Genomic DNA, 21,157 nt, shown 5'->3' on the forward strand with positions numbered 1-21,157 from the left:
CCGGCGCGCGATCAGACGTTGACGACGGTGATCGGAAGCGACGAGTCGGCCGGGATCTCCAGGGTGGAGGGGTGCACGCCCGCCGCCACCAGGTCCGCGCCGAGCGCCGCCACCATCGCGCCGTTGTCGGTGCACAGGCCGGGCCGCGGCACCCGCAGGCGCACCCCGGCCGCGTCGCAGCGCTCCTGGGCCATGGCCCGCAGCCGGGAGTTGGCGGCGACGCCACCCCCGATCAGCAGGTCTTTCACGCCGTAGCGGGCGCACGCCTGCAGGGCCTTGCGGGTGAGCACGTCCACGACCGCCTCCTGGAACGACGCGGCGACGTCGGCCACGGGCACCGCCTCCCCCGCCGCCTCGCGGGCCTCGACCCACCGCGCCACGGCCGTCTTCAGGCCCGAGAAGGAGAAGTCGAGGGTGCCGTCGTCGTACTTGCCGCGTGGGAACGCCACCGCCGTGCCCGAGCCCTCGCGGGCCGCCCGGTCGATGTGCGGCCCGCCGGGGAACGGCAGCCCGAGCACCCGGGCCACCTTGTCGAACGCCTCCCCGGCCGCGTCGTCCACCGTGGACCCGAGCGAGATCACGTCCTGCGCCACGTCGGGCACCAGGAGCAGCGAGGAGTGCCCTCCCGACACCAGCAGCGCGATCGAGGGCTTGGGCAGCGGACCGTGCTCCAGCTGGTCCACGGCGACGTGCGCGGCGAGGTGGTTGACCCCGTAGAGCGGGACGCCGAGCCCCAGCGCGTACGCCTTGGCGGCGGCCACTCCGACGAGCAGCGCACCCGCGAGACCGGGGCCCGCGGTGACGGCGACCGCGTCGATGTCGGAGAAGCGCAACCCGGCGGCGGCCAGCGCGCCTTCGACCGTGGGCGTCATCGCCTCCAGGTGGGCCCGTGAGGCCACCTCCGGCACCACGCCGCCGAAGCGGGCGTGCTCGTCCATGCTGGAGGCGATGGTGTTGGCCAGCAGCGTGTGGCCGCGGACGATGCCCACGCCCGTCTCGTCGCAGGACGTCTCGATCCCCAGCACGATCGGCTCGTCACGCCTGCTCATGCCGCCTCCTCGCCTTGCGGCTCGGAGTCTCGTCGTGCCGGAGGCGCGCAGGTGACCCAGCCGCGAATCGCACTGTGTTCACGTATTCGCTCACTACGCTCGCTCATGCCCCGCCCCCCATGTCTCCGTGTCGTGGCCCGAGGTCCTTCACCATGGTGATGGCGTCGGTGCCGTCGTCGTAGTAGCGCCTTCGCAGGCCCAGCCGCCGGAAGCCGAACCGCTCGTACATCGCCTGCGCGGGCGGGTTGTCGGCGCGCACCTCCAGGAACACCGAGACCGCGCCGCGCCGTACGGCCTCGGCGAGCAGCGCGTCCATCAGCGCGGTCCCGACGCCGGCGCGCCGGTGATCGGCGAGGACCGCGATCGTCTGGACGTCTGCCTGGTCACCCGCCGCCGCCAGGCCGGCGTACCCCACGACGCGGTCGCCCACCTCGGCGACGACGTAGTGCCGGGTGCGCGGCTGGTCGGCCAGCTCGCCGCGCAGCATGGCCTCGCTCCAGGCGTCCACGGGGAACGTGGTCCGCTCGATGTCCATCACGACGGGCAGATCCTCGTGGGTCATCTGGCGCAGCACGACCTCGGCCTGCCTCACGACGTGCCCCCGCGGCGGATCACGCCGTCACCCGCTTCGGCGCCCCGGGCACCTGCGCGTCGGGACGCCGCAGGTAGATGGGCCGCGGCGGGCCGAGCACGGCCAGCTCCCGCGCCTTCTCGACCGAATCCACGCGTCCCTCGGGCACCCGGGCGAGCTCCGCCGCCTCCTCCTCGCTCAGCGTCGCGAGGTGCTCGGCCGCCAGGGCCGCGAGCGCGCCGGCCGAGGGAAGCTCGGGACCGCGCACCCGCTCGGCGCCGATGACGTCGGCGTACATGGCGCCGCCCGCGCCGATCACGGGCAGTTCCCCGGGCAGGTCGTGCGGCCGGTCCACGCGCGGCCCGTCGAGCCGCGTGCGCGGGTCGCCGTACCGCGCCCAGAAGACCTCCTTGCGCCGCGCGTCGGTCGCGACGAGGAACGGCCCGCTCTCCCGCGCGGAGTACGCGAGGGCGTCGAGCGTGCACACCCCGAACGCCGGCACACCGGCGGTCATGGCCAGCGCCGTCGCCGTCATCAGGCCGACCCGCAGACCGGTGTACGGCCCGGGGCCGGTCCCGGCGACGATGGCGGTGACGTCCTTGAGCGTCGCGCCGGACTCCCGCAGGACATGCTCGACGGCGGGTGCGAGGAGCTCTCCGTGCCGCCGCGCGTCGATCGTCGTCGACTCTGCCACCACGCGCTCGCCGTCGTGCAGCGCGGCGGTGACGGCGGGAGTGGCGGTGTCGAAGGCCAAGACAAGCACGAAGGTCAAGCGTAGTCGCTGTGTGGAGGCGGCCGACCACGCCCGGGGCCGGTTGCGGCCGCTCGGTCCCCGTCGCCGCACGGCCTCGCCCCGCGCGGCCGGCGACGGCGTCAGGCGGCGCGGATGCGGGAGGCGTAGACGATGATGTTGTCGCGGTACTCGTGCCGCGACCAGTCGAAGTTCCCGCCGCAGGTGATCAGGCGCAGGCCGTCCTCGGTGTAGACGCGCTCGGCGGGGAAGTCGTCCTTCGGCACGCGCTCCACCGAGTCGACCCGGTAGGAGGCGGTCTTGCCGTCGCTGCGCACCACTTTCACGACCGCTCCCTCGCGCAGGTCGCGCAGCCGGTAGAAGACCGCGGGAGCGGTCTTGGTGTCCACGTGACCGATGATCACGGAGGCGCCGGGGTCGCCGGGCACGGCGCTGCCCGTGTACCAGCCCGCGGTGGACGGCTTGTCGAACGGCGGCAGTTCGACGTCGCCCTCGTCGGACAGGCCGAGCTTCATCAGGGGAGCCTTGAGGTGCAGCGCCGGGATGTCGATCCGCTTGGGAACGACGGAGGACCTGGCGGCGGGCTGGTCCGTCATCCCCTTGCCGCCGGCGACCGCGGCGAACGCGAGCCCGGTGACCACCCCGGCGATGATCACCCCCCGGGTGGACAGCGCCAAGGTCAGGCTCCGGAGCGCCTGCGGGCCACGCCGACGCCGACGCCGAGCGCGGCCAGCAGCACGACGACGGTGACACCGGTCGGCAGGCCGGACTCGTCTTCGGGACCCCCTGCCGCCGTGCCGCCGCCGCCCGCGTGCGGCGCCCGGGTGGGAATCCTCGTGTGGTCCTCGGTGTGGTCGGGCTCCGGCGCGACGATCCTGAACGACGCGCTGCCGATGTCGTTGGTGGCCTCACAGCGCACCTGCACGCGGTAGCCGCCCGCCTTGGCCCCGGCCCTGATGGTCGCGCTGCCGCGCACCATCGGCACGGTCGCGGTCGGGGTGGCCGACGGCGGCGCCGGGGCCACCAGCGTGACGAGCCCGGTGAAGGCGTCGGATCGGGCGGTCGCCCGATATTCCGTGCCGCCCTGGGGCAGCGGGCACCTGGCGGTGATGTGGATGCTCTTGGTCGACCCGCCGACGATCCGCTTCGGATCGAGCTCCACCCGCACGTCCTGCCGCGAGACCGAGACGAGCGGTGTCGGCAGGGCCGGGGTCAGCGTCATCGTGGGGTCGGCGGAGACCGTCTCGGCCGACGCGGTGCAGCCCAGCGCGCCGAACAGTAAGGCTCCCCCGACGGCGACCTGCGTGATCCTGCTCAACGGCACACCTCTTCCACGCCGGTCCCTTACCCAGAAAATCCTTACCGACTCATGAGCGAGGATCTTCCTTGCTCCCGATGATCCACAGGAACGCGGACAGGCGTCAAGGACTGTGCGGCGGACCGGTCTGGATCGCGTACGGGCGACGCCCGGCTTGTCCCCGCAGGTCCTTCTCCCACGTCAGAGTCCGGGTTGCGGCCTTTTATGCGGCTCCGGGCGGCTCCGGGCGGCGGGCGCTCAGGCGAGGGAGAGCCCCGACCAGCGCGGACCCGCACCCGTCACCCGTACGCGGCGCTCCTCGCCCTCGGCGCCCCGCTCGACGTGGACCTCCAGGCGATCGTCGGACAGGCCCTCGACCAGGCCCTCGCCCCACTCGACCACGGTCACCGACTCCTCCAGCGAAGCGTCGAGGTCGAGGTCGTCCACCTCCAGCGTGCCGCCCAGCCGGTAGGCGTCCGCGTGCACGAGCGCGGGTCCGCCGGACAGGGACGGGTGGACCCGGGCGATCACGAACGTCGGGGACGTGATCGGCCCGCGCACCTTGAGGCCCTCCGCGATGCCCTGCACCAGCGTCGTCTTCCCCGCGCCAAGCGGCCCGCTCAGCACGACCAGGTCTCCGGGCGCGAGCAGCGCGGCCAGCCGCGCGCCCAGCGCCCGCGTCTCCTCGGCGGTCGTGGCCCGGAACTCGGCCGTGGTCACGTGTTCTCCCTCTCGGCACGCTTCAGCAGCTCGCGCAGCGCCTCGTTCACGGCGTCGGGACGTTCGAGCTGCACGAGATGCGATGTCTCCGGCACCGTGGTGAGCTGCGCGGTCGGCGCGGCCGCCGCCATCGCCCTGCTGTGGTCGAGCGGCGTCAGCCAGTCGCGCTCCCCCACGATTATCGCGGTGGGCACCTTGTTGAGCACGTCGAGCGCGGTGAGCTTGTCGTGCGTCATCAGCGCCGGATAGAAGTCGGCGATCACCTCGGAGGGGGTCGCCCTGATCATGGACTCGACGAAGTCCACGACGGTGGGGCTGACGCTCTTGGAATCGCCGAACCCGAGGTGACGCAGCGCCAGGAACGACAGGTCGGTGCCGGCCTCGCGGCCCCGGTCGACCAGCGCGCCGCTCCTGCGCATGATCGAGACGGCCGACGGCACCGCGAGGTTGACGAGCTTGGAGACCAGGGCGGGCAGGCCGAGGGTGATCTCGGCGAGCTTGCCCGCCGAGGTCGCGATCAGCGACACGCCCCGGATCTTGTCGCCGAACAGCTCGGGCCGCCGCTCCGCCAGCGCCATGATCGTCATGCCGCCCATGGAGTGACCCACCACCACGCACGGCCCCGGGACGAGCTCCTCCAGCACCAGCGCGAGGTCCTCGCCGAGGCGCTCGATCGTGCAGTCGCTGGACAGCGCGCGGGCGGACTGGCCGTGGCAGCGCTGGTCCCACAGCACCAGCCGGTAGGAGTCGCGCAGGTCGCGCCGCTGGTAATGCCAGGAGTCCGAGGACAGGCAGTAGCCGTGGCACAGCACCACGGTCAGCGGCGCGTCCTCCACCCCGTCGATCTCGGCATGGATCTTCACGCCGTCCGAGGTCGTGAGCGTCACCGAACGTCCGTGCAGCTCGCCGAAGGGCTCACTCGCCTCCAGGTCCGGCCGCAGGCGGATGCGGCCGACGGCGTACCTCTTGGCGAGCGTGGCCGCCGCCACTCCCGCCGACGCCGCGCCGAAGACCGCTCCGGCGATCCCGACCTTGCGACGTGTGCTCATGCCTGCCCTCCTCGCAGCCGCGGCTCAGCGTCCATCCGTATGGACACGAGGCACGCGGGATCCGATCCTCGTCACGATCTCATGGGTAATCGTGCCCAGGGAATCCGCCCATTCCTGACAGGTCGGCTCGCCGTCGTCCCCGGGGCCGAAAAGGATCACCTCGTCCCCCGATTCCGCCGGATCGTCACCGAGGTCGATGACGAACTGGTCCATGCACACCCGCCCGGCGATCCGCCGCCGCCGGCCCGCCGCCAGCACCTCCGCCCGGTTGGTCGCGTTTCGCAGGATGCCGTCCGCATACCCGAGAGGGACGAGGCCAAGCGTCGTCTCACGCTCCGTGACGTACAGGTGCCCGTACGACACGCCCGAGCCCGGGGCGGCCCGCTTGACCTGCGCGAGCCTGGCCGTCAGCGTCATGGCGGGGCGCAGCCCGAAGTCGCCCAGCTCGGGGATCGGGCTCAGGCCGTAGACCGCGATGCCCGTGCGGACCATGTCGTACCTCGCCCGCGGCAGCGTGACGGTCGCGGCCGAGTTGGCGAAGTGACGGATCGCGTCGCTCGGCACGCCCGCCTTGTCGGCGACGGCGAGCGCCTCCTCGAACGTCGCGAGCTGGCTCTCGATCGAGGGATGGCCCGGGATGTCCGCGCAGGCGAAGTGCGACCACAGCCCGGCGATCTCGATGGCCCCGCTCGCCCGCGCGGCGAGCGCGTGTTCGACGAGCGACGGCCAGTCCGCCGCCGTCGCGCCGCCGCGGGAGTTGCCGGTGTCGGCCTTCAGGTGCACGCGGGCGGTGCGCCCGGTGCGCCGGGCGGCCTCGACGATGTCGTCCACGACCCACTTCGCCCCGGCCGACAGCTCGACGTCCGCGAGCAGCGCGGCGTCCAGCGGCTCGCCTGGTGTGATGAGCCACGACATGACCGGCGCGGTGACGCCCGCCTCGCGCAACGCCAGCGCCTCGCGGACGAGGGCCGTGCCGAGCCGGCTCGCGCCCGCCTCCAGGCACGCCTTCGCCACCGGCGCCGCGCCGTGGCCGTACGCGTCGGCCTTGACGACGGCCATCATCTCGGCACCGGCGGCCGACTCGGCGAGCAGCCGCACGTTGTGCGTGATGGCGGACAGGTCCACGCGTGCCTCGGCCGGGGTTGCGGAGCGCACCGTTGAGAAGCTCATTTTTCCAGTGTGTCAGGTGGACCTGGGTGGATGCGCCCATCCTGACACCGCACGTCAGAGCGTACGCAGGGCCTCGGGCAGCGCCTGGGCGACGTCGAGGGCGGCGATCGGGGCCTGTCCGCCTCCCGCGACCCCGCCTCCGGCGGCCGTCCGCGCCGCCAGCCCATGGACGTACGCCGCGCACGAGGCCGCGTCGTAGCCCGTCAGCCCGGCGGCGAGCAGGGCGCCCGCGATGCCCGACAGGACGTCGCCCGTGCCGCCCGTCGCCAGCCAGGGCGTCCCCGTGGTGTTGACCCGCACCGGCCTGTGCTCCTCCGCGACGAGCGTGGTCGAGCCCTTGAGCAGCACCGTCGCCCCCAACTCCGCGGCGGCCCTGCGCACGTGTTCGAGCCGCCCGGCCTCGATGCGCTCGCGCGGCACGCCGAGCAGCCGCGACAGCTCCCCCGCGTGCGGCGTGAGCACGGTGGGGGCGGCCCGGCGCAGCAGCGTGCGGTCCTTGGCGACCAGCGTCAGCCCGTCGGCGTCCACCAGCACGGGCACCCCGGTGGACAGCACGGCGCGGGCCACCGCGTGCGCCTCTGAGCCCGTCCCGAGCCCGGGGCCGAGCACCCACGCCTGCACCCGGCCGACCTCGTCCAGCGAGCTCTTCAGCACCAGCGACGGATCGAGCACGGTCGTGACGGCCTCCGGCCAGCGGGCCCTGACCAGCCGCACCGGCTCGGCGGAACTCGCGAAGCGGACCATCCCCGCGCCGGCGCGCACCGCGCCGGCGACCGAGAGCACGGCGGCCCCGGTGTACCTGTCGCTGCCCGCGGCGATCCCGACGACGCCCCGCCGGTACTTGTCGCTCTCCGCGCCCGGGCGGGGCAGCAGGTCGGCCACGTCGTCGGCGGTCAGCGCCGCCACCTCGGGATCCGGCAGGAAGGGCCCCAGGCCGATGTCCACCGGCTCGACCGCGCCCGCGTGGGCGGCGCCGGGATCGACCAGCAGACCGGCCTTGTACGCGCCGAACGTCACCGTCAGGTGCGCGCGGACCGCCGGTCCCTCGACCCGTCCGCTGCTCGCGTCCACCCCGCTCGGCACGTCGACCGCGACGACCAGGCCGCCGGCCTCGGCGGTCAGCTCCGCGAGCGTGCCGTACGGCTCCCGCAACGCCCCGCTGCCCCCGATGCCGACGAGGCCGTCCATGACGAGGTCGGCGCCGGCCAGCAGCTCGCGCGCCCGCGCGGCGTCGTAGGGACGCGCCCGGCCGCCCGCCTCCCGCAACGCGGCCAGGCCGCCCTCGTGGGTGCGCGAGCCGGCGAGGACCGCCTCCACCCGCGCCCCCCGGCGGGCCAGCCGGGCTCCGGCGTAGAGGGCGTCGCCGCCGTTGTCGCCGCTGCCGATCAGCAGCGTCACGCGGGAGCCGTACACCCGGCCGCAGGAGCCGGCGAGCAGGTGCGCGCAGACCGCGGCGAGCCCGGCGGCGGCCCTGTCCATCAGCGTCCCCTCGGGGAGCCTCGCCATCAGCGCGAGCTCGGCGGAGCGGATCTGGTCGGAGGTGTAGGCGGTCCGCATGCGTCCGACGGTAGCCTGCCGGGTCGGCGATGGCGATCACCGTACGCCGGGCATCATCGGGGAAATGCCGCCGCGGCACAAACGGCGGTCTTTCCAGCGCGGCCAGGCCATGCCGCCGGGCCTACAGCCCGTGCCGCTCCGTCCACGCGTTGATCGCCGCGGCGATGGCCTCCGGCCGGTCCTCCGGCGCGTGGTGGCCTGCCGGTCCGCAGTGCTCGACCTCCAGCCCCGCGATGTTGGCCGCGCACCAGGCGGCCATCTCCGGCCCGATGAGCAGGGTCGGCGAGGAGTCGAAGGTGAGCAGCAGTTTGGGAACGTCGTGGCTGCTCGCGAGCCACCCGCCGTACGTGCGGACGCGCTCGGCGACGTCGGCGGGCTCACCGTCGAGCGGCATCGAACGCGCCCACTCCAGCAGCGGGCGGCGACTCTCGCGCGTGGGATACGGCTCCAGGTAGGGCCGCATCTCCTCCTCGCCGAGCGGCGTCAGCACCCCTCCGGTGAAGGCGGTCTCCACCATGAAGTTCCGGTCGAGCACGAGCGGCTCCCCCTCGGGGCTTCGGATGGCCTGCGCGCGGGCGCGCGGCGCCTCGCCCAGCTCGCTCCACGACATCGTGCGGACAATCGTCTCGAAGAAGGCGACGCCGCGGACCCGGCCGGGATGGCGGGCCGCCCAGTCGAAGGCGAGCGCCCCGCCCCAGTCGTGTCCGACGAGCACCACGTCCTCCAGCCCCAGCCGGTCGAACCAGGCGTCGAGGTAACGGGCGTGATCGGCGAATCGGTACGGCACATCGGGCTTGCCCGAGCGGCCCATGCCGATGAGGTCGGGGGCGAGCAGGCGGGCGCCGGCGCGGATCCCGGGCAGGACCTTGCGCCACAGGTGGGACGAGGCGGGGTTGCCGTGCAGGAAGACGAAGGGAGCACCGCTGCCGGTCTCCTCGTGGTACATGGCCGAGTCGAGCACGTCGGTCGAAGGCATGGGAGGTCCTCACAGTTCGTTTGTCTGACTAACGTTAGTGGCACGAACAGATTAGATCGTTAGTCGGACTAACGCAATCGGTAGGATGGAGGCATGAGCAGCAGCGAGCCCGACACGGCCCCTCCCACGGCCCCCCGCATGGACGGGAGGACGGGAGCGGCCCGGTTGCGGAGCCTGCCGACCCGGCTTCTGTCACTGGCGGCGACGCACTCCGACCGCCTCGTCAACGAAGGGCTCGCCGCCGCCGACGCCCGCAAGTGGCACTACGCGGTGCTCGCGACGCTGATGGAGTCGGGCCCCGCCAGCCAGGCGGAACTGAGCCGCCGCACCGGCATCTACCGCAGCGACCTGGTCTCCGTCATCAACGAGCTGACCGATCGGGGCCTGGTGGAGCGCGCGCCGGACCCCGCGGACCGGCGCCGCAACGTCATCACGATGACCGAGCGGGGGCGCGCTCGCTTCGCCCGGCTCGACGAACTGCTCACCGAGCTGGAAGACGAGGTGCTCGCGCCGCTCGGCCCGGCCGAGCGCGACCAGCTCGCCCAGCTGCTCACCCGCATCGTGGACCACCACGCGCACCGGGACGGCTGACTCCCCGGGACCCTCGCCCGGCGTTCCCGCTCAGGACTCGGCGACGACGTAGGCGACCGCCATGCCGCCGTCGTGCGACAGGGAGACGTGCCATCTGCGCACGCCGAGGTCGCGGGCCACCTCGGCCGCCCGGCCCGTGATCCTCAGCTCGGGCCGGCCGTGTCCGCCGCGCACGACCTCCGCGTCCAGGTGCCGCAGGCCCGGCGGAACCCCGAGGGCCTTGGCCACCGCCTCCTTGGCGGCGAACCGCACGGCCAGCGACTCCAGCGGCAGCGCGCCCTCGGCATCGGTGAACAGCCGCCTCCGCAGCGCCGGCGTGCGCTCCAGGGCCGCGCCCAGTCGCGCCACCTCGACCACGTCCACCCCGATGCCCACGATCACAGCGCCAGCGTACGGCGCGACCAGTGACATGAAGTGAACGTTCTTCCCCGCCGCGCACCGAAGTAATCCATCGATTTTTGTCCACAGGCTGTGCACGACCCCGGGTGGGGGCACGGAAACGCCATGGCTACGCTTGCCGTCGTGGCAGATGGGGACGCGTACGTCGAGCTGAGCCGGGAGCAGTGGCGTGACCTGCGCAAGAACACACCGCTCACGCTCACCGAGGCGGAGCTGGAGGAACTGCGCGGCGTCCACGACCCGATCGACCTGTCCGAGGTCACCGACATCTACCTGCCGCTCACCCGGCTGCTGAACCTGCACTTCACCGGTTCGCGGCAGCGCGGCGCGGCCGTCGGCGCGTTCCTCGGCGAGCAGGACGCGCCTCCGCCGTACGTGCTGGGCATCGCGGGCAGCGTCGCGGTCGGCAAGTCGACCACGGCGCGGCTGCTGCACACGCTGCTCGCCCGCTGGCCGGAGCACCCCCGGGTCGACCTGATCACCACCGACAGCTTCCTCTACCCCAACAAGGTGCTCGAAGAGCGCGGCATCATGCACCGCAAGGGCTTCCCGGAGAGCTACGACCGGCGGGCGCTGGTGAGCTTCGTGGCCGACGTGAAGGCGGGCCGTCCCTCGGTGGAGGCGCCGGTCTACAGCCACCTGGAATACGACATCGTGCCCGGCGCCGCGCAGACGGTGGACCGGCCGGACATCCTCATCGTCGAGGGGCTCAACGTCCTGCAGCCCGCTCCGCCGGACGCCCTGGCGGTCTACGACTACTTCGACTTCTCCATCTACGTGGACGCCCGGATGGAGGACATCCGCACCTGGTATGTGGAGCGCTTCCACAAGCTGCGCCGCACCGCCTTCTCCGACCCGAAGTCCTACTTCCGCCACATCGCGGCGCTGTCGCACGAGGAGGCGACGACGTTCGCCGAGAACGTCTGGCGGGAGATCAACGAACGCAACCTGGTGGAGAACATCGCCCCGACCCGCCGCCGGGCCGGCCTGATCCTGCACAAGGGCTCCGGCCACTCCGTCAGACGGGTGCGGCTGCGCAGAACCTAAGTCGTGTCAGACACTCCTAGGATGCAGCCGTGCTGCATCTGCGGGTCATCTCCCCGTTCCAGCGGACCGACCAGGTCGTCGAGGTGTTCGACCGTACGCCGGGAGTCACGAACGTCGTGCTCCTGGCCAAGGCGGCCAGGAAACCGGAGGGCGACGTCGTGCTCGCCGACGTCGCCAGGGAGGCCGCCAACACGGTCATCGGCCGGCTCAAGGCGCTCGGCCTCGAGCGGGACGGCTCGATCACGGCCGAGGAAATCGAGCTGTCGATCTCCCGGGGCGCGGCCGAGGCGGAGGAGCGGGCGCCCGGCGAGGGCGACGACGCGGTCGTGTGGGACCACTTCGAGCAGCGTGTGGCCCTCGACAGCCGCATCACGTGGGCGTTCCTGGCGTTCCTCGCCATCGCCACGCAGATCGCCGCGATCGGCGTCCTCATCCCCTCGCAGATCCTGATCGTCGGCGCGATGGTCCTCGGGCCGGAGTTCGGCGCGGTGGCGGCCGTCTCGTTCGGCCTGCTCCGCCGCCGGTGGCGGCTCGTCGGCACTGCGGCCCGCACGCTCGCCCTGGGCTTCGCGGCCGCGATCGCCGTCACCCTGGCCTGTGCCCTCGTCTCGCGGGGCCTCGGCTGGATCTCTCCCGACAGCCTGCGGCACCACGACGAGGTGCGCTTCATCGTGACGCCCGACCGGTGGTCGTTCATCGTGGCGCTGCTCGCCGGCGCGGCCGGGGTGCTGTCGATCACGGCGGGCAAGTCCTCCGCGCTGGTGGGCGTCTTCATCTCCGTCACCACCGTCCCCGCGGCCGGCTACATGGCCGTGGCCCTGGCGCTGTGGCGCTGGGACGAGGTCGGCGGCTCGGCGCTGCAGCTTCTCGTCAACATCGCCGGGATGGTCGTCGCCGGCACGCTGACGCTGTTCCTCCAGCGTGCGCTGTGGTCCCGGTATGGCGGCGGTCGGGCGACGGGCGCGACGAGGCATACCTGAGGCGTAGGCGGGTTCCTCCATCAGATGGAGGCCCGGCGGACGTCACGCCCAGTAGGGTCGGATCATGACAGCGAGCGCGACCCCATGCTTCGCGACCGAGGGGCTGACCAAGCGCTTCCCCCGCGTCACGGCGCTCGACGACCTCACGGTCGCCGCCGGAACCGGCGTGACCGGCCTGGTGGGCGCCAACGGCGCGGGCAAGTCGACGTTGATCAAGATCCTGCTCGGCCTGCTCCCCCCGACCTCCGGGCGTGCCTCGGTGCTCGGTTTGGACACGGCCACTCAGGGCCTGGAGATCCGGCGCGTGGTCGGCTACATGCCCGAGCACGACTGCCTGCCCCCGGACATATCGGCGACCGAGTTCGTGGTGCACATGGCCCAGATGTCCGGGCTGCCGCGTACGGCCGCCCGCGAGCGCGCCGCCGACACCCTGCGCCACGTCGGGCTCGACGAGGAGCGCTACCGCCCGATGGGCGGCTACTCCACCGGCATGCGGCAGCGGGTCAAGCTCGCCCAGGCCCTCGTCCACGACCCGCGACTGGTCTTCCTCGACGAGCCCACCAACGGGCTCGACCCGCAGGGCCGCGACGACATGCTCGCGCTGATCCGGCGCGTCGGCACCGAGTTCGGCATCAGCGTGCTGGTCACCTCCCACCTGCTCGGCGAGCTCGAGCGGGTGTGCGACCACGTCATCGTCATCGACGGCGGGCGGCTGCTGCGCTCCTCGGCGATCCGGGAGTTCACCCGGGCCGAGCAGACCATCGCGGTGGAGGTCGAGGAAGGGCAGCAGCGGCTCGCCGAGCGTCTGACCGCGGGCGGCGAGACGGTCGCCGCGCAGGGCAGGCTGCTGACGGTCCAGGTGTCCGCCGACGACCCCGGCCGCACCTACGACGCCGTACGCGACGCCGTCTGCGACCTCGGCCTCAGCCTCCTGCGGCTGGAGCAGCGCCGAGGCCGCATCGAGGACGTCTTCAAGGAGCCGGTGGCATGACGACAGAGCCGACCGCGGTCATCCACGACATCGGATACCGCCACTACGACGGCGTACAGCTGGGGCGCGGCCGGGGGACGCTCGCCCTCGGCGTGCAGAGCCTGCGCGGCGTGTTCGGGCTCGGCCGCACGGTCCGCGCCAAGATCATGCCGTTGCTGCTGGCCGCGATCATGCTGATGCCGACGGTCGTGTCGATCGGCGTGATGGCGCTCGCCAAGCAGTTCGTCATGCCCTATCCGAACTACGCGGTCTTCATGCAGGCGGTGATCGCGGTCTTCCTGGCCGCCCAGTCGCCGTACCTGGTCGCGCCGGACCTGCGCTTCCGTGTGCTGCCGCTGTATCTGTCCCGCCCGCTGACCGTGACCGACTACGTCCTGGCGAAGCTGACCGCGCTCGCGGTAGCGGTGTTCGGGCTGCTGGCCGTGCCGCTGACGATCGAGTTCGTCGGCGAACTCCTGGTGGACCTGCCCGGGCCCCCGCACACCGCCGACTACCTCGGCGCTCTGGGCGGCGCGGTCCTCCACGCGGTGCTGCTGTCCTCCGTGGGCATCGCCCTCGCGTCGTTCACCCCGCGCCGCGGTCTCGGCGTCGCGTCGGTGATCGCGTTCTACATGTTCACCGCCGCCGTCTCCGGGATCTTCGCCGGCGTGCTGATCTCGTCGGGACGCGACGACGTCGCCGGGTGGGCCCTGCTCCTCAACCCGTTCTTCCTCGTCGACTACGTCCAGTCGGCCCTGTTCGGCACCGAGCCCGTCAACACTGAGATGGCTCCGCCCGGCATCGCATCCTGCCTGATCCTGCTGGCCGTGGTCGTCCTGGCCGTGACGGGCGTCCTCCTGCGCTACCGGAAGGCGGCGTCGTGACCACCACAAGCTCTCCCGTGACCACCCGTCAGGGCGTGCTCGAACTCGCCCAGGTGTCCCGCTGGTACGGCAACGTCGTGGCGGTCAACGACGTCACGATGACGATCGGGCCCGGCGTCACCGGCCTACTCGGGCCGAACGGCGCGGGCAAGTCGACGCTGCTGCACATGATGGCCGGGTTCCTCGCGCCGTCCAACGGCACGGCGACCCTCGACGGCCGGCGCATCTGGCACAACCACGAGATCTACCGGCAGATCGGCCTGGTCCCCGAGAAGGAGGCCGTGTACGGCTTCCTCACCGGATGGCAGTTCGTGCTGTCGTCGGCCCGGCTGCACGGCCTGCCCTCACCCGCCGACGCGGCCCGGCGGGCCCTCGACCTGGTGGAGATGACGGACGCCTCCGGCCGCCGCATCGAGACGTACTCCAAGGGCATGCGGCAGCGGGTCAAGGTCGCGGCGGCCCTCGTCCACGACCCCCAGGTGCTGCTCCTGGACGAGCCGTTCAACGGCATGGACCCCCGGCAGCGGCTCCACCTCATGGACCTCGTGCGCCGCATGGGCGAGGAGGGCCGGACGATCCTGTTCAGCTCGCACATCCTCGAAGAGGTCGAGCGGGTGGCCCACCACATCGAGGTCCTGGTCGCGGGGCGGCACGCCGCGTCGGGCGACTACCGCGAGATCCGGCGCCGCATGGCCGACCGGCCGCATCTGTTCCGGGTCAGGTCGAGCGACGACCGGCGTCTGGCCGCCGCGCTCATCGGCGACCCCTCCTCCAGCGCGGTCTCGCTGACCGAGCAGGGCGTCGAGGTCCAGGTGACCGACTACGCGCGCTTCACCGCGCTGCTGCCGCGGATGGCGCGCGACCTCGCCGTACACCTGTGGCAGGTCTCCCCCACCGACGAGGACCTGGAAAGCGTCTTCTCCTACCTCATTTCCGGGAGTTCTCGATGAACACGGTGGTGGCGGACATCACCTACCGGGCCATGCTCGGGCGCAAGCGGATCTGGCTGCTGATTCTGCTGCCGGTGGCGCTGGTCGCGCTCGCCGCGCTGCTCAGGCTGGTCAACGGCCAGGACGAGCAGACGGCCGTCCTTCTGATGAAGAGCTTCGCGATCGGCACGATGCTGCCGCTGCTCGGGCTGATCGCCGGAACGGGCGTGATCGCGCCGGAGATCGAGGACGGCACGATCATCCACCTGCTGGCCAAGCCGATCTCGCGACCGGTGATCGCGGTGACGAAGTTCGTGGTCGCGGCCTCCCTCGTCGCGGTGCTCGCCGCCGTCTCGACCTACGCCGCCGCCTACCTCCTGGCCGGCTCGGAGTCGGGCGTCGCGACCGGCTTCACCCTCGGGGCGCTGTTCGGCGGCATCGCGTACGCCGCGGTGTTCCTGCTGCTGGGCGTGCTCACCCGCCACGCGGTCGCGGTCGGCGTGATCTACGCCCTCGTGTGGGAGGGCGTGGTCGGCGGCTACGTGCCCGGCGCGCGGAAGTTCTCCATCCAGCAGTGGGCCCAGTCGCTCGCCGACCAGGTCTCCTCCTCGCCCTTCTTCTCCACCGAGGTGACGCTCGGCTTCGCCGTACCGGCGATGGTCATCGTCACGATCGGCGCCGTCGTCTGGACCGGCCAGCGCCTGCGCTCCCTCTCCCTGACCGGCGACGACTAGCTCCGCCGTTCAGCGCCTCACGCCGCGCCGGCGTGGTGACCGCTCACGACAGAAGGCGGGTCAGTTCGACCCGGGAGCGCACGCCGAGCCTGGCGAAGATGTTCCTCAGGTGGTGCTCCACCGTGCGCGGGCTGATGAACAGCCGGGCGGCCACCTCGCGGTTCGTCGCGCCCTCCGCCACGAGGGTGGCGATCTGGAACTGCTGCGCCGTGAGCAGCCGGCCGGCCTCGGAGCGGGAACCCGAGGGCCGCACCGACTCCCCGGCCGCGCGCAACTCCGCGCGGGCGTGCTCGCTCCACAGGCGGGCGCCGTACCGCTCGAACGTCTCCAGGGCGCCGTGCAGGTGCTCGCGAGCCGCACTGGGGCGGCGCGACCGCCGGAGCATGCCGCCGTACAGCAGCCGCGTGCGCGCGGTCTCGAACGCGCACGCCCCCTGGCGGTGCAGTTCCAGCGCCTGTGTGAAGCGCTCCGCGGCCTCGGCCGGGGGCGCGAGCAGCGCGTGGCACCGGGCCGCCAGCGCCAGCCGGTCGGGGTCGCGGGTGCTGTCGGCCCAGCGCTCCAGCATGACCAGCGCGTCCCCTGCCTGACCGATGTCCCCGGTGCGTACGGCGCTCTCGACGAGCAGCGGCGTCGCCATCACCCGTACGACGAGGGGGTCGCCGGTGCGGGCCACCGTACGCAGGCGGTTCACCGCGTCGGCGTGGCGGTTCGCCGCGACGTCCAGATGAGCCAGGGCCAGCGTGCCGAGCGCCTCGGCCACGCTGACGCCGTGGGCGGCGGCCAGCTCGACGGCCCGCGCCGCCCGCAGGGCGCAGGTCTCCTCGTCGCCCGCGACGGCGGCGGTGAACGCGAGCCAGGCGAGATGCTGGGCGCCGCTGGTGGCCCGGCCCGTCTCCTGCGCCAGGCGCAGGCCGTCCGAGGCGTTGGCCGCGACCGCGTCGTAACGGCCGCTCCACAGCTGGGCCTGGATCAGGATCTCCAGCATCTGCGGCATGCTGGCGACCGCGCCGTGGGCGCGCGCCACCTCGACCGCCCGGGACGCCAGTGTGAGCGCGTCGGCCCCGTTGCCGAGCAGGAGGTTCGCGACGCCGCCCCACACGAGCACCGAGGGGCTGCCGGCCGAGGGCGGCACCATCACCTCGGTGGCGACGCGGCGCAGTGAGGCGGTCGCCTCGCGGTGCCGGCCCCGGAACGTCGCGGCCATGCCGGCGAGATACTCCAGCGCGAGACGTGTGACGTGGTCGTCGTCGGGCCGCCGCAGGGTCTCGGCCCGCCGCGCGATCGCCAGGAACCGGCGGTTGTCCCCCGCCAGGTAGCTCGCCTCGCCCGCCCGGACCAGCGCGCGTACGGCCTGCTCCCGGTCGGTGTGCAGCAGCCGCTCCGCGGCGGCGAGCAGCGTGTCGCAGGCGCTGTCGGTCTTGCCCGCGCGCAGCTCCAGGCTGCCCCTGACCAGTTCGGCGCGGCCGCGCACCTCGGCGCCGGCCGCGAGCGTGTCGATCCTGGACAGCAGCGACCTCGCCCGCTGCGGCTGTCCCGCCTGCCAGGCGTGCCGGGCGGCGGCGGCCAGCCGTGCGGCCTTGGCCTCGCCCTGCCCGGTGAGCTCGGCCGCCCGTTCGAGGGCGCGGAACGGTTCGGGGAAGGCCGCCGCCTTCGGCGCCGCCGCGAGCGCGCGTACGAGGTCCTCGGCGAGCCTGTCGGGGGGACCGTCGAGGGCGGCGGCGCGGTGCCAGGCCCGCCGCAGCCGCTGGTGCTCCCCATCGAGAAGGCTCGCCAGCAGGCGGTGGGCGGCCCTCCGCCGGACGAGGGACGCCTCGGCGTACGCCACGTGCCGCAGGATCGGGTCGGCGAGGTCGAAACCGCCGTCCGGCGACTCGACGACGACGCCCGCGGTCTCCGCCGCCTCCAGGGCCGCCAGCCCCGACCGCGACTCCGCCGCGCGCACCAGCGTGACCGCGTCGATGCCGGGATCGGCCGCGACCAGCAGGACGAGGTCGGCGGTGTCGGCGGGCAGGCCGCGGAGCCGGTCGGCGTGCGCCCGCCACAACCGCCCGCCGCGCGGCGGCGTCTCGGGCGGCGGCGCCGAGCCCTTGCGGTGCGCGTCGGTCAGTGAGCCGGCGAGTTCGGCCAGCGCGAGCGGGTTGCCCCGGGCCGCCCGGACCAGCGCCGCGCGCAGGTCCCCAGGAGCACCTTCGGGGACCAGGTCGTCGAGCACCTGCCGGGACGCCCGCTCGTCGAGCGGGTCGAGCGGCAGCGACGGCAGGTCGCCGGGGGCCGTCCCGGGCTCCGCGGAGGTGAGCAGCACGGCGACGGGGGCCGCGACGGCTCGGCGGGCCACGAAACAGATCGCCTCCCGGCTGGGGCCGTCGAGCCACTGGAGGTCGTCGGCGCACACCAGCACCGGGCGCCCGGCGGTCTGCAGGAGCCGCAGCAGCGCGGCGGGCAGCGCCAGGCCGCCCGTGCCGGTGCCGGTCCGCAGCGCCTCGACGAGCATCGTCGGGGCGGCCGCCGACGCCGGATCGGCCGCGTCCAGCCGGTCCGCTATGGGGCGGAGCAGGGCGTGCAGCCCGGCGTACGGCAGGTGGGTCTCGCCTCTGACACCCTGGGCGCGGAGCACGAGGAACCCCTGCTCGCCCGGGGTTCCGGCGGCCGCGTGCGCGGCGGCGAGGTCGAGCAGCGCGGTCTTGCCCGCACCCGGTCCACCGAGGAGGAGCAGGCATCCGCCCGCACCGGCCCGGGCCTGGTCCACGAGCGCGCGCAGCGCGCCCGACTCCTTGTCACGACCCCTTAACGCCCCCGACCGAACACCGGTCAAATAAGACATGCATCAGTGTTACGCGCATATTACGCAATTGAGAAGGGCTTCCAATTGGGAACCCCGCCGGGCAGGCACCCGGCGGGGTTCTCGGGAGTGGTGACGCGTGAGGCGTCAGCCGCAGACCGTGCGGACGACCTCCGCGAGGCGGTCCGCCACGGCCTTGGCCTGGTCGTGCGACTCGGCCTCGACCATGACCCGGATCATGGGCTCGGTGCCGCTCGGGCGGATCAGCACGCGGCCGGTCTCCCCGAGCTCGGCCTCCGCCTCGGCGACGGCCGCCCGCAGTTCGGGGGCGGACGCCTTCGCCTTCGCCACGTCCCGGACGTTGACGAGCACCTGCGGCAGCTTCGTCATCACCGATGCGAGGTCGGCGAGGGAGCGGCCCTGGCGGGCCACCTCGGCCATCAGGTGGAGCGAGGTGAGCAGGCCGTCGCCGGTCGTGGCGTGATCCAGCATGATCACGTGACCGGACTGCTCGCCGCCGAGCGTGTAGCCGCCGTCCTGCATCGCCTCCAGGACGTACCGGTCGCCGACCGCGGTCTCCACCACGGACAGGCCGGCCTCCCGCAGGGCGAGCTTGAACCCCAGGTTGGACATGACCGTCGCGACGACCGTGTCCTTGGCGAGGCGGCCGTCGGCGTGCATCGACAGGGCCAGGATCGCCATGATCTGGTCGCCGTCGACCTCCTCGCCCGCGCCGGTGACGGCGAGGCAGCGGTCGGCGTCGCCGTCATAGGCGATGCCCAGGTCGGCGCCGCCTTCGACGACGGCCTTACGCAACGCGGCCAGGTGGGTCGAGCCCACGCCGTCGTTGATGTTCAACCCGTCCGGGGCGGCGCCGATGGTCTCCACGGCCGCGCCGGCGCGCAGCAGCGCCTCCGGGGCGACCATGTGCGCCGCGCCGTGCGCGCAGTCGACGACGACCCGCAGCCCGTCGAGCCGGTGGGGCAGGGTGGTCAGCACGTGAGAGACGTATCGATCGGCCTCGCCGTACGCCTCACGGACCCGGCCGACCGACGAGCCGACCGGACGGTCCCACTTCTCCCCGAGCCGTTGCTCGATCTCGTTCTCCACCGCGTCGGGCAGCTTGTAGCCGCCGCGGGTGAAGAACTTGATGCCGTTGTCCGGCGCGGGGTTGTGCGACGCGGAGAGCATGACGCCGAGGTCGGCCCCCAGCGCGTTGGTCAGGTACGCGACCGCCGGGGTGGGCAGCACGCCGAGTCGCAGGACGTCCACGCCGGACGACGCGAGGCCGGCGACCACGGCGGCCTCCAGGAACTCTCCTGAAGCCCGCGGGTCCCGGCCTACGACGGCGATCGGGCGGCCGCGCCGCCCGACACTGCCATGGAACGCCCCGGCGTCGCCGAGCACATGCGCGGCGGCCACGGACAGGTCCATGGCCAGCTCCGCGGTGAGGTCGCGCCCGGCGACCCCACGTACCCCGTCGGTGCCGAAGAGGCGCCCCCGAGAGGAGGCGCCTACGGGCTCCTGCGACATTAACGCTTGCTGTACTGAGGAGCCTTGCGGGCCTTCTTGAGGCCGTACTTCTTCCGCTCCGTGGCGCGGGCGTCACGGGTGAGGAAGCCGGCCTTCTTCAGCGGCGGGCGGTTGACCTCGGCGTCCAGCACGGCGAGCGCGCGGGACAGGCCCATGCGCAGCGCGCCGGCCTGGCCGGTCACGCCGCCGCCGTCGATGCGGGCGATGACGTCGAACGCGTCCTCGGCGCCGAGCACGACGAACGGCTCGTTGATCAGCTGCTGGTGGACCTTGTTCGGGAAGTAGCTGTCCAGCGAGCGGCCGTTGATCGTCCACTTGCCGGTGCCCGGCACGATGCGGACACGGGCGATGGCCTCCTTGCGGCGGCCGGTGCCGTACGAGTTGCCCGTGGTGACGGGCTTGCGCACGGCGCCCTCGCCGGCCGGGGCCGACTCGGTGGTGTACTCGGAGGGGAACTCCTCCGCGGTGTAGTCTTCCGGCTCGCCCTCGACGAGCGTCTCGATACCGGTGGGCTCGGCCACGGTTCTCCTCTTAACTTTCCTGGCTCGCGATTACTGGGCGATCTGGGTGATCTGGAAGGGCACCGGCTGCTGGGCCTGGTGCGGGTGCTCGGTGCCGGCGTAGACCTTGAGCTTCTTGGCCATCTTGCGGCCCAGGGCGTTCTTGGGAAGCATGCCGCGGACGGCCTTCTCCACGGCCCGGTCCGGACGCTTCTCCATGAGCTCGCCGTAGCTGACGGCACGCAGACCGCCGGGGTAACCCGAGTGGCGGTACGCCTTCTTCTGCTCGAGCTTGTTGCCGCTCAGGGCGATCTTCTCGGCGTTGATGACGATGACGAAGTCACCCGTGTCGACATGCGGGGCGAAGATCGGCTTGTGCTTCCCGCGGAGCAGGGTCGCCACCTGGCTGGCCAGCCGGCCGAGCACGACGTCGGTCGCGTCGATGACGTACCACTGACGTTCGACGTCGTTGGGCTTCGGTGAGAACGTGCGCACGGCAGTGCCTTCTGTCGGAATGTGAACTCTCGGTAGGTTGCGCAGGCACGGCGACAACCTCCGTCTCCACATGTACGGGAGAAGACGCCGGACGCGCCGTGCACCGGTCTGCGGACAGACCGATCCACACACAACGAACTAGCAGACTACCGACCCGACGCGGCCTGGTCAAAACG

Annotated in this window: 22 protein-coding genes; 7 read left to right on the forward strand and 15 right to left on the reverse strand. The window is 72.9% G+C overall.

Annotation, left to right across the window (positions count from 1 at the left end; all coding sequences use genetic code 11):
• Positions 1 to 11: 11 nt before the first annotated feature.
• From tsaD to FH610_RS08020, 10 genes are all read right to left on the reverse strand, one after another.
• The gene (gene tsaD / locus FH610_RS07975) at positions 12 to 1,049 is read right to left on the reverse strand and encodes a tRNA (adenosine(37)-N6)-threonylcarbamoyltransferase complex transferase subunit TsaD (protein WP_139573625.1); all 1,038 of its coding nucleotides are present in this window, start codon (positions 1,047 to 1,049) and stop codon (positions 12 to 14) included.
• Positions 1,050 to 1,152: 103 nt separating this feature from the next.
• Positions 1,153 to 1,641: a ribosomal protein S18-alanine N-acetyltransferase gene (rimI, locus tag FH610_RS07980; protein ID WP_338104521.1), complete on the reverse strand. Its 489-nt coding sequence runs from the start codon at positions 1,639 to 1,641 to the stop codon at positions 1,153 to 1,155.
• Positions 1,642 to 1,660: 19 nt separating this feature from the next.
• Positions 1,661 to 2,383 carry a tRNA (adenosine(37)-N6)-threonylcarbamoyltransferase complex dimerization subunit type 1 TsaB gene (tsaB, locus tag FH610_RS07985; protein ID WP_139573626.1) on the reverse strand — a complete coding sequence of 241 codons (723 nt, stop codon included), beginning with the start codon at positions 2,381 to 2,383 and terminating at the stop codon, positions 1,661 to 1,663.
• Between the two features lie 110 nt (positions 2,384 to 2,493).
• Positions 2,494 to 3,048 (reverse strand): class F sortase, encoded by a 555-nt coding sequence (locus FH610_RS07990; protein ID WP_139573627.1) that lies wholly within the window; start codon positions 3,046 to 3,048, stop codon positions 2,494 to 2,496.
• A 2-nt stretch (positions 3,049 to 3,050) separates the two neighbouring features.
• Positions 3,051 to 3,689: a hypothetical protein gene (locus FH610_RS07995; protein WP_139573628.1), complete on the reverse strand. Its 639-nt coding sequence runs from the start codon at positions 3,687 to 3,689 to the stop codon at positions 3,051 to 3,053.
• A gap of 237 nt (positions 3,690 to 3,926) precedes the next feature.
• Complete coding sequence (tsaE, locus tag FH610_RS08000) at positions 3,927 to 4,388, reverse strand: tRNA (adenosine(37)-N6)-threonylcarbamoyltransferase complex ATPase subunit type 1 TsaE (RefSeq protein ID WP_139573629.1); 462 nt, start codon at positions 4,386 to 4,388, stop codon at positions 3,927 to 3,929.
• The gene (locus FH610_RS08005) at positions 4,385 to 5,437 is read right to left on the reverse strand and encodes an alpha/beta fold hydrolase (RefSeq protein ID WP_139573630.1); all 1,053 of its coding nucleotides are present in this window, start codon (positions 5,435 to 5,437) and stop codon (positions 4,385 to 4,387) included. The genes tsaE and FH610_RS08005 overlap by 4 nt, the downstream gene beginning before the upstream one ends.
• Positions 5,438 to 5,461: 24 nt before the next feature.
• Positions 5,462 to 6,607 (reverse strand): alanine racemase, encoded by a 1,146-nt coding sequence (gene alr / locus FH610_RS08010; protein WP_139573631.1) that lies wholly within the window; start codon positions 6,605 to 6,607, stop codon positions 5,462 to 5,464.
• A 54-nt stretch (positions 6,608 to 6,661) separates the two neighbouring features.
• Positions 6,662 to 8,164 carry an NAD(P)H-hydrate dehydratase gene (locus FH610_RS08015; RefSeq protein ID WP_139573632.1) on the reverse strand — a complete coding sequence of 501 codons (1,503 nt, stop codon included), beginning with the start codon at positions 8,162 to 8,164 and terminating at the stop codon, positions 6,662 to 6,664.
• A 121-nt stretch (positions 8,165 to 8,285) separates the two neighbouring features.
• Positions 8,286 to 9,140: a haloalkane dehalogenase gene (locus FH610_RS08020; RefSeq protein WP_139573633.1), complete on the reverse strand. Its 855-nt coding sequence runs from the start codon at positions 9,138 to 9,140 to the stop codon at positions 8,286 to 8,288.
• 93 nt (positions 9,141 to 9,233) lie between these two features.
• Between FH610_RS08020 and FH610_RS08025 the strand changes: the two genes are divergently transcribed.
• Positions 9,234 to 9,731 carry a MarR family winged helix-turn-helix transcriptional regulator gene (locus FH610_RS08025; RefSeq protein ID WP_240808824.1) on the forward strand — a complete coding sequence of 166 codons (498 nt, stop codon included), beginning with the start codon at positions 9,234 to 9,236 and terminating at the stop codon, positions 9,729 to 9,731.
• Between the two features lie 30 nt (positions 9,732 to 9,761).
• On the opposite strand, the gene FH610_RS08030 is transcribed toward FH610_RS08025, so the two are convergent.
• Positions 9,762 to 10,112: a holo-ACP synthase gene (locus FH610_RS08030; protein WP_139573634.1), complete on the reverse strand. Its 351-nt coding sequence runs from the start codon at positions 10,110 to 10,112 to the stop codon at positions 9,762 to 9,764.
• Between the two features lie 123 nt (positions 10,113 to 10,235).
• Here FH610_RS08030 and coaA point away from each other — a divergent pair, with 123 nt between their 5' ends.
• From coaA to FH610_RS08060, 6 genes are all read left to right on the forward strand, one after another.
• Complete coding sequence (gene coaA / locus FH610_RS08035) at positions 10,236 to 11,177, forward strand: type I pantothenate kinase (protein ID WP_139573635.1); 942 nt, start codon at positions 10,236 to 10,238, stop codon at positions 11,175 to 11,177.
• A 29-nt stretch (positions 11,178 to 11,206) separates the two neighbouring features.
• Positions 11,207 to 12,157 (forward strand): DUF389 domain-containing protein, encoded by a 951-nt coding sequence (locus FH610_RS08040; RefSeq protein WP_139573636.1) that lies wholly within the window; start codon positions 11,207 to 11,209, stop codon positions 12,155 to 12,157.
• Positions 12,158 to 12,221: 64 nt separating this feature from the next.
• Entirely contained in the window at positions 12,222 to 13,148 is a 927-nt protein-coding gene (locus FH610_RS08045; RefSeq protein ID WP_139573637.1) for an ABC transporter ATP-binding protein, read from the forward strand.
• Positions 13,145 to 14,011: an ABC transporter permease gene (locus FH610_RS08050; RefSeq protein WP_139573638.1), complete on the forward strand. Its 867-nt coding sequence runs from the start codon at positions 13,145 to 13,147 to the stop codon at positions 14,009 to 14,011. The genes FH610_RS08045 and FH610_RS08050 overlap by 4 nt, the downstream gene beginning before the upstream one ends.
• Positions 14,008 to 14,961: an ABC transporter ATP-binding protein gene (locus FH610_RS08055; RefSeq protein ID WP_240808825.1), complete on the forward strand. Its 954-nt coding sequence runs from the start codon at positions 14,008 to 14,010 to the stop codon at positions 14,959 to 14,961. Before FH610_RS08050 ends, FH610_RS08055 begins: the two co-directional genes overlap by 4 nt.
• A complete protein-coding gene (locus tag FH610_RS08060) occupies positions 14,958 to 15,674 on the forward strand; it encodes an ABC transporter permease subunit (RefSeq protein WP_139573639.1) in 717 nt (238 codons plus the stop codon). Before FH610_RS08055 ends, FH610_RS08060 begins: the two co-directional genes overlap by 4 nt.
• 43 nt (positions 15,675 to 15,717) lie before the next feature.
• Here the strand turns inward: FH610_RS08060 and FH610_RS08065 are convergent, their stop codons facing one another.
• From FH610_RS08065 to rplM, 4 genes are all read right to left on the reverse strand, one after another.
• A complete protein-coding gene (locus FH610_RS08065; RefSeq protein ID WP_139573640.1) occupies positions 15,718 to 18,495 on the reverse strand; it encodes a helix-turn-helix transcriptional regulator in 2,778 nt (925 codons plus the stop codon).
• Positions 18,496 to 18,600: 105 nt separating this feature from the next.
• Positions 18,601 to 19,986, reverse strand: a complete 1,386-nt coding sequence (glmM, locus tag FH610_RS08070) for a phosphoglucosamine mutase (RefSeq protein ID WP_139573641.1) — start codon at positions 19,984 to 19,986, stop codon at positions 18,601 to 18,603.
• Positions 19,986 to 20,507, reverse strand: coding sequence for a 30S ribosomal protein S9 (rpsI, locus tag FH610_RS08075; protein WP_139573642.1), 522 nt, complete (start codon positions 20,505 to 20,507; stop codon positions 19,986 to 19,988). Before rpsI ends, glmM begins: the two co-directional genes overlap by 1 nt.
• Before the next feature lie 30 nt (positions 20,508 to 20,537).
• Positions 20,538 to 20,981: a 50S ribosomal protein L13 gene (gene rplM / locus FH610_RS08080; protein WP_139573643.1), complete on the reverse strand. Its 444-nt coding sequence runs from the start codon at positions 20,979 to 20,981 to the stop codon at positions 20,538 to 20,540.
• Positions 20,982 to 21,157: the final 176 nt, after the last annotated feature.

Origin of the sequence: Microbispora catharanthi, assembly GCF_006334915.2 — a bacterium.
In the GTDB taxonomy this organism is placed as follows: domain Bacteria; phylum Actinomycetota; class Actinomycetes; order Streptosporangiales; family Streptosporangiaceae; genus Microbispora; species Microbispora catharanthi.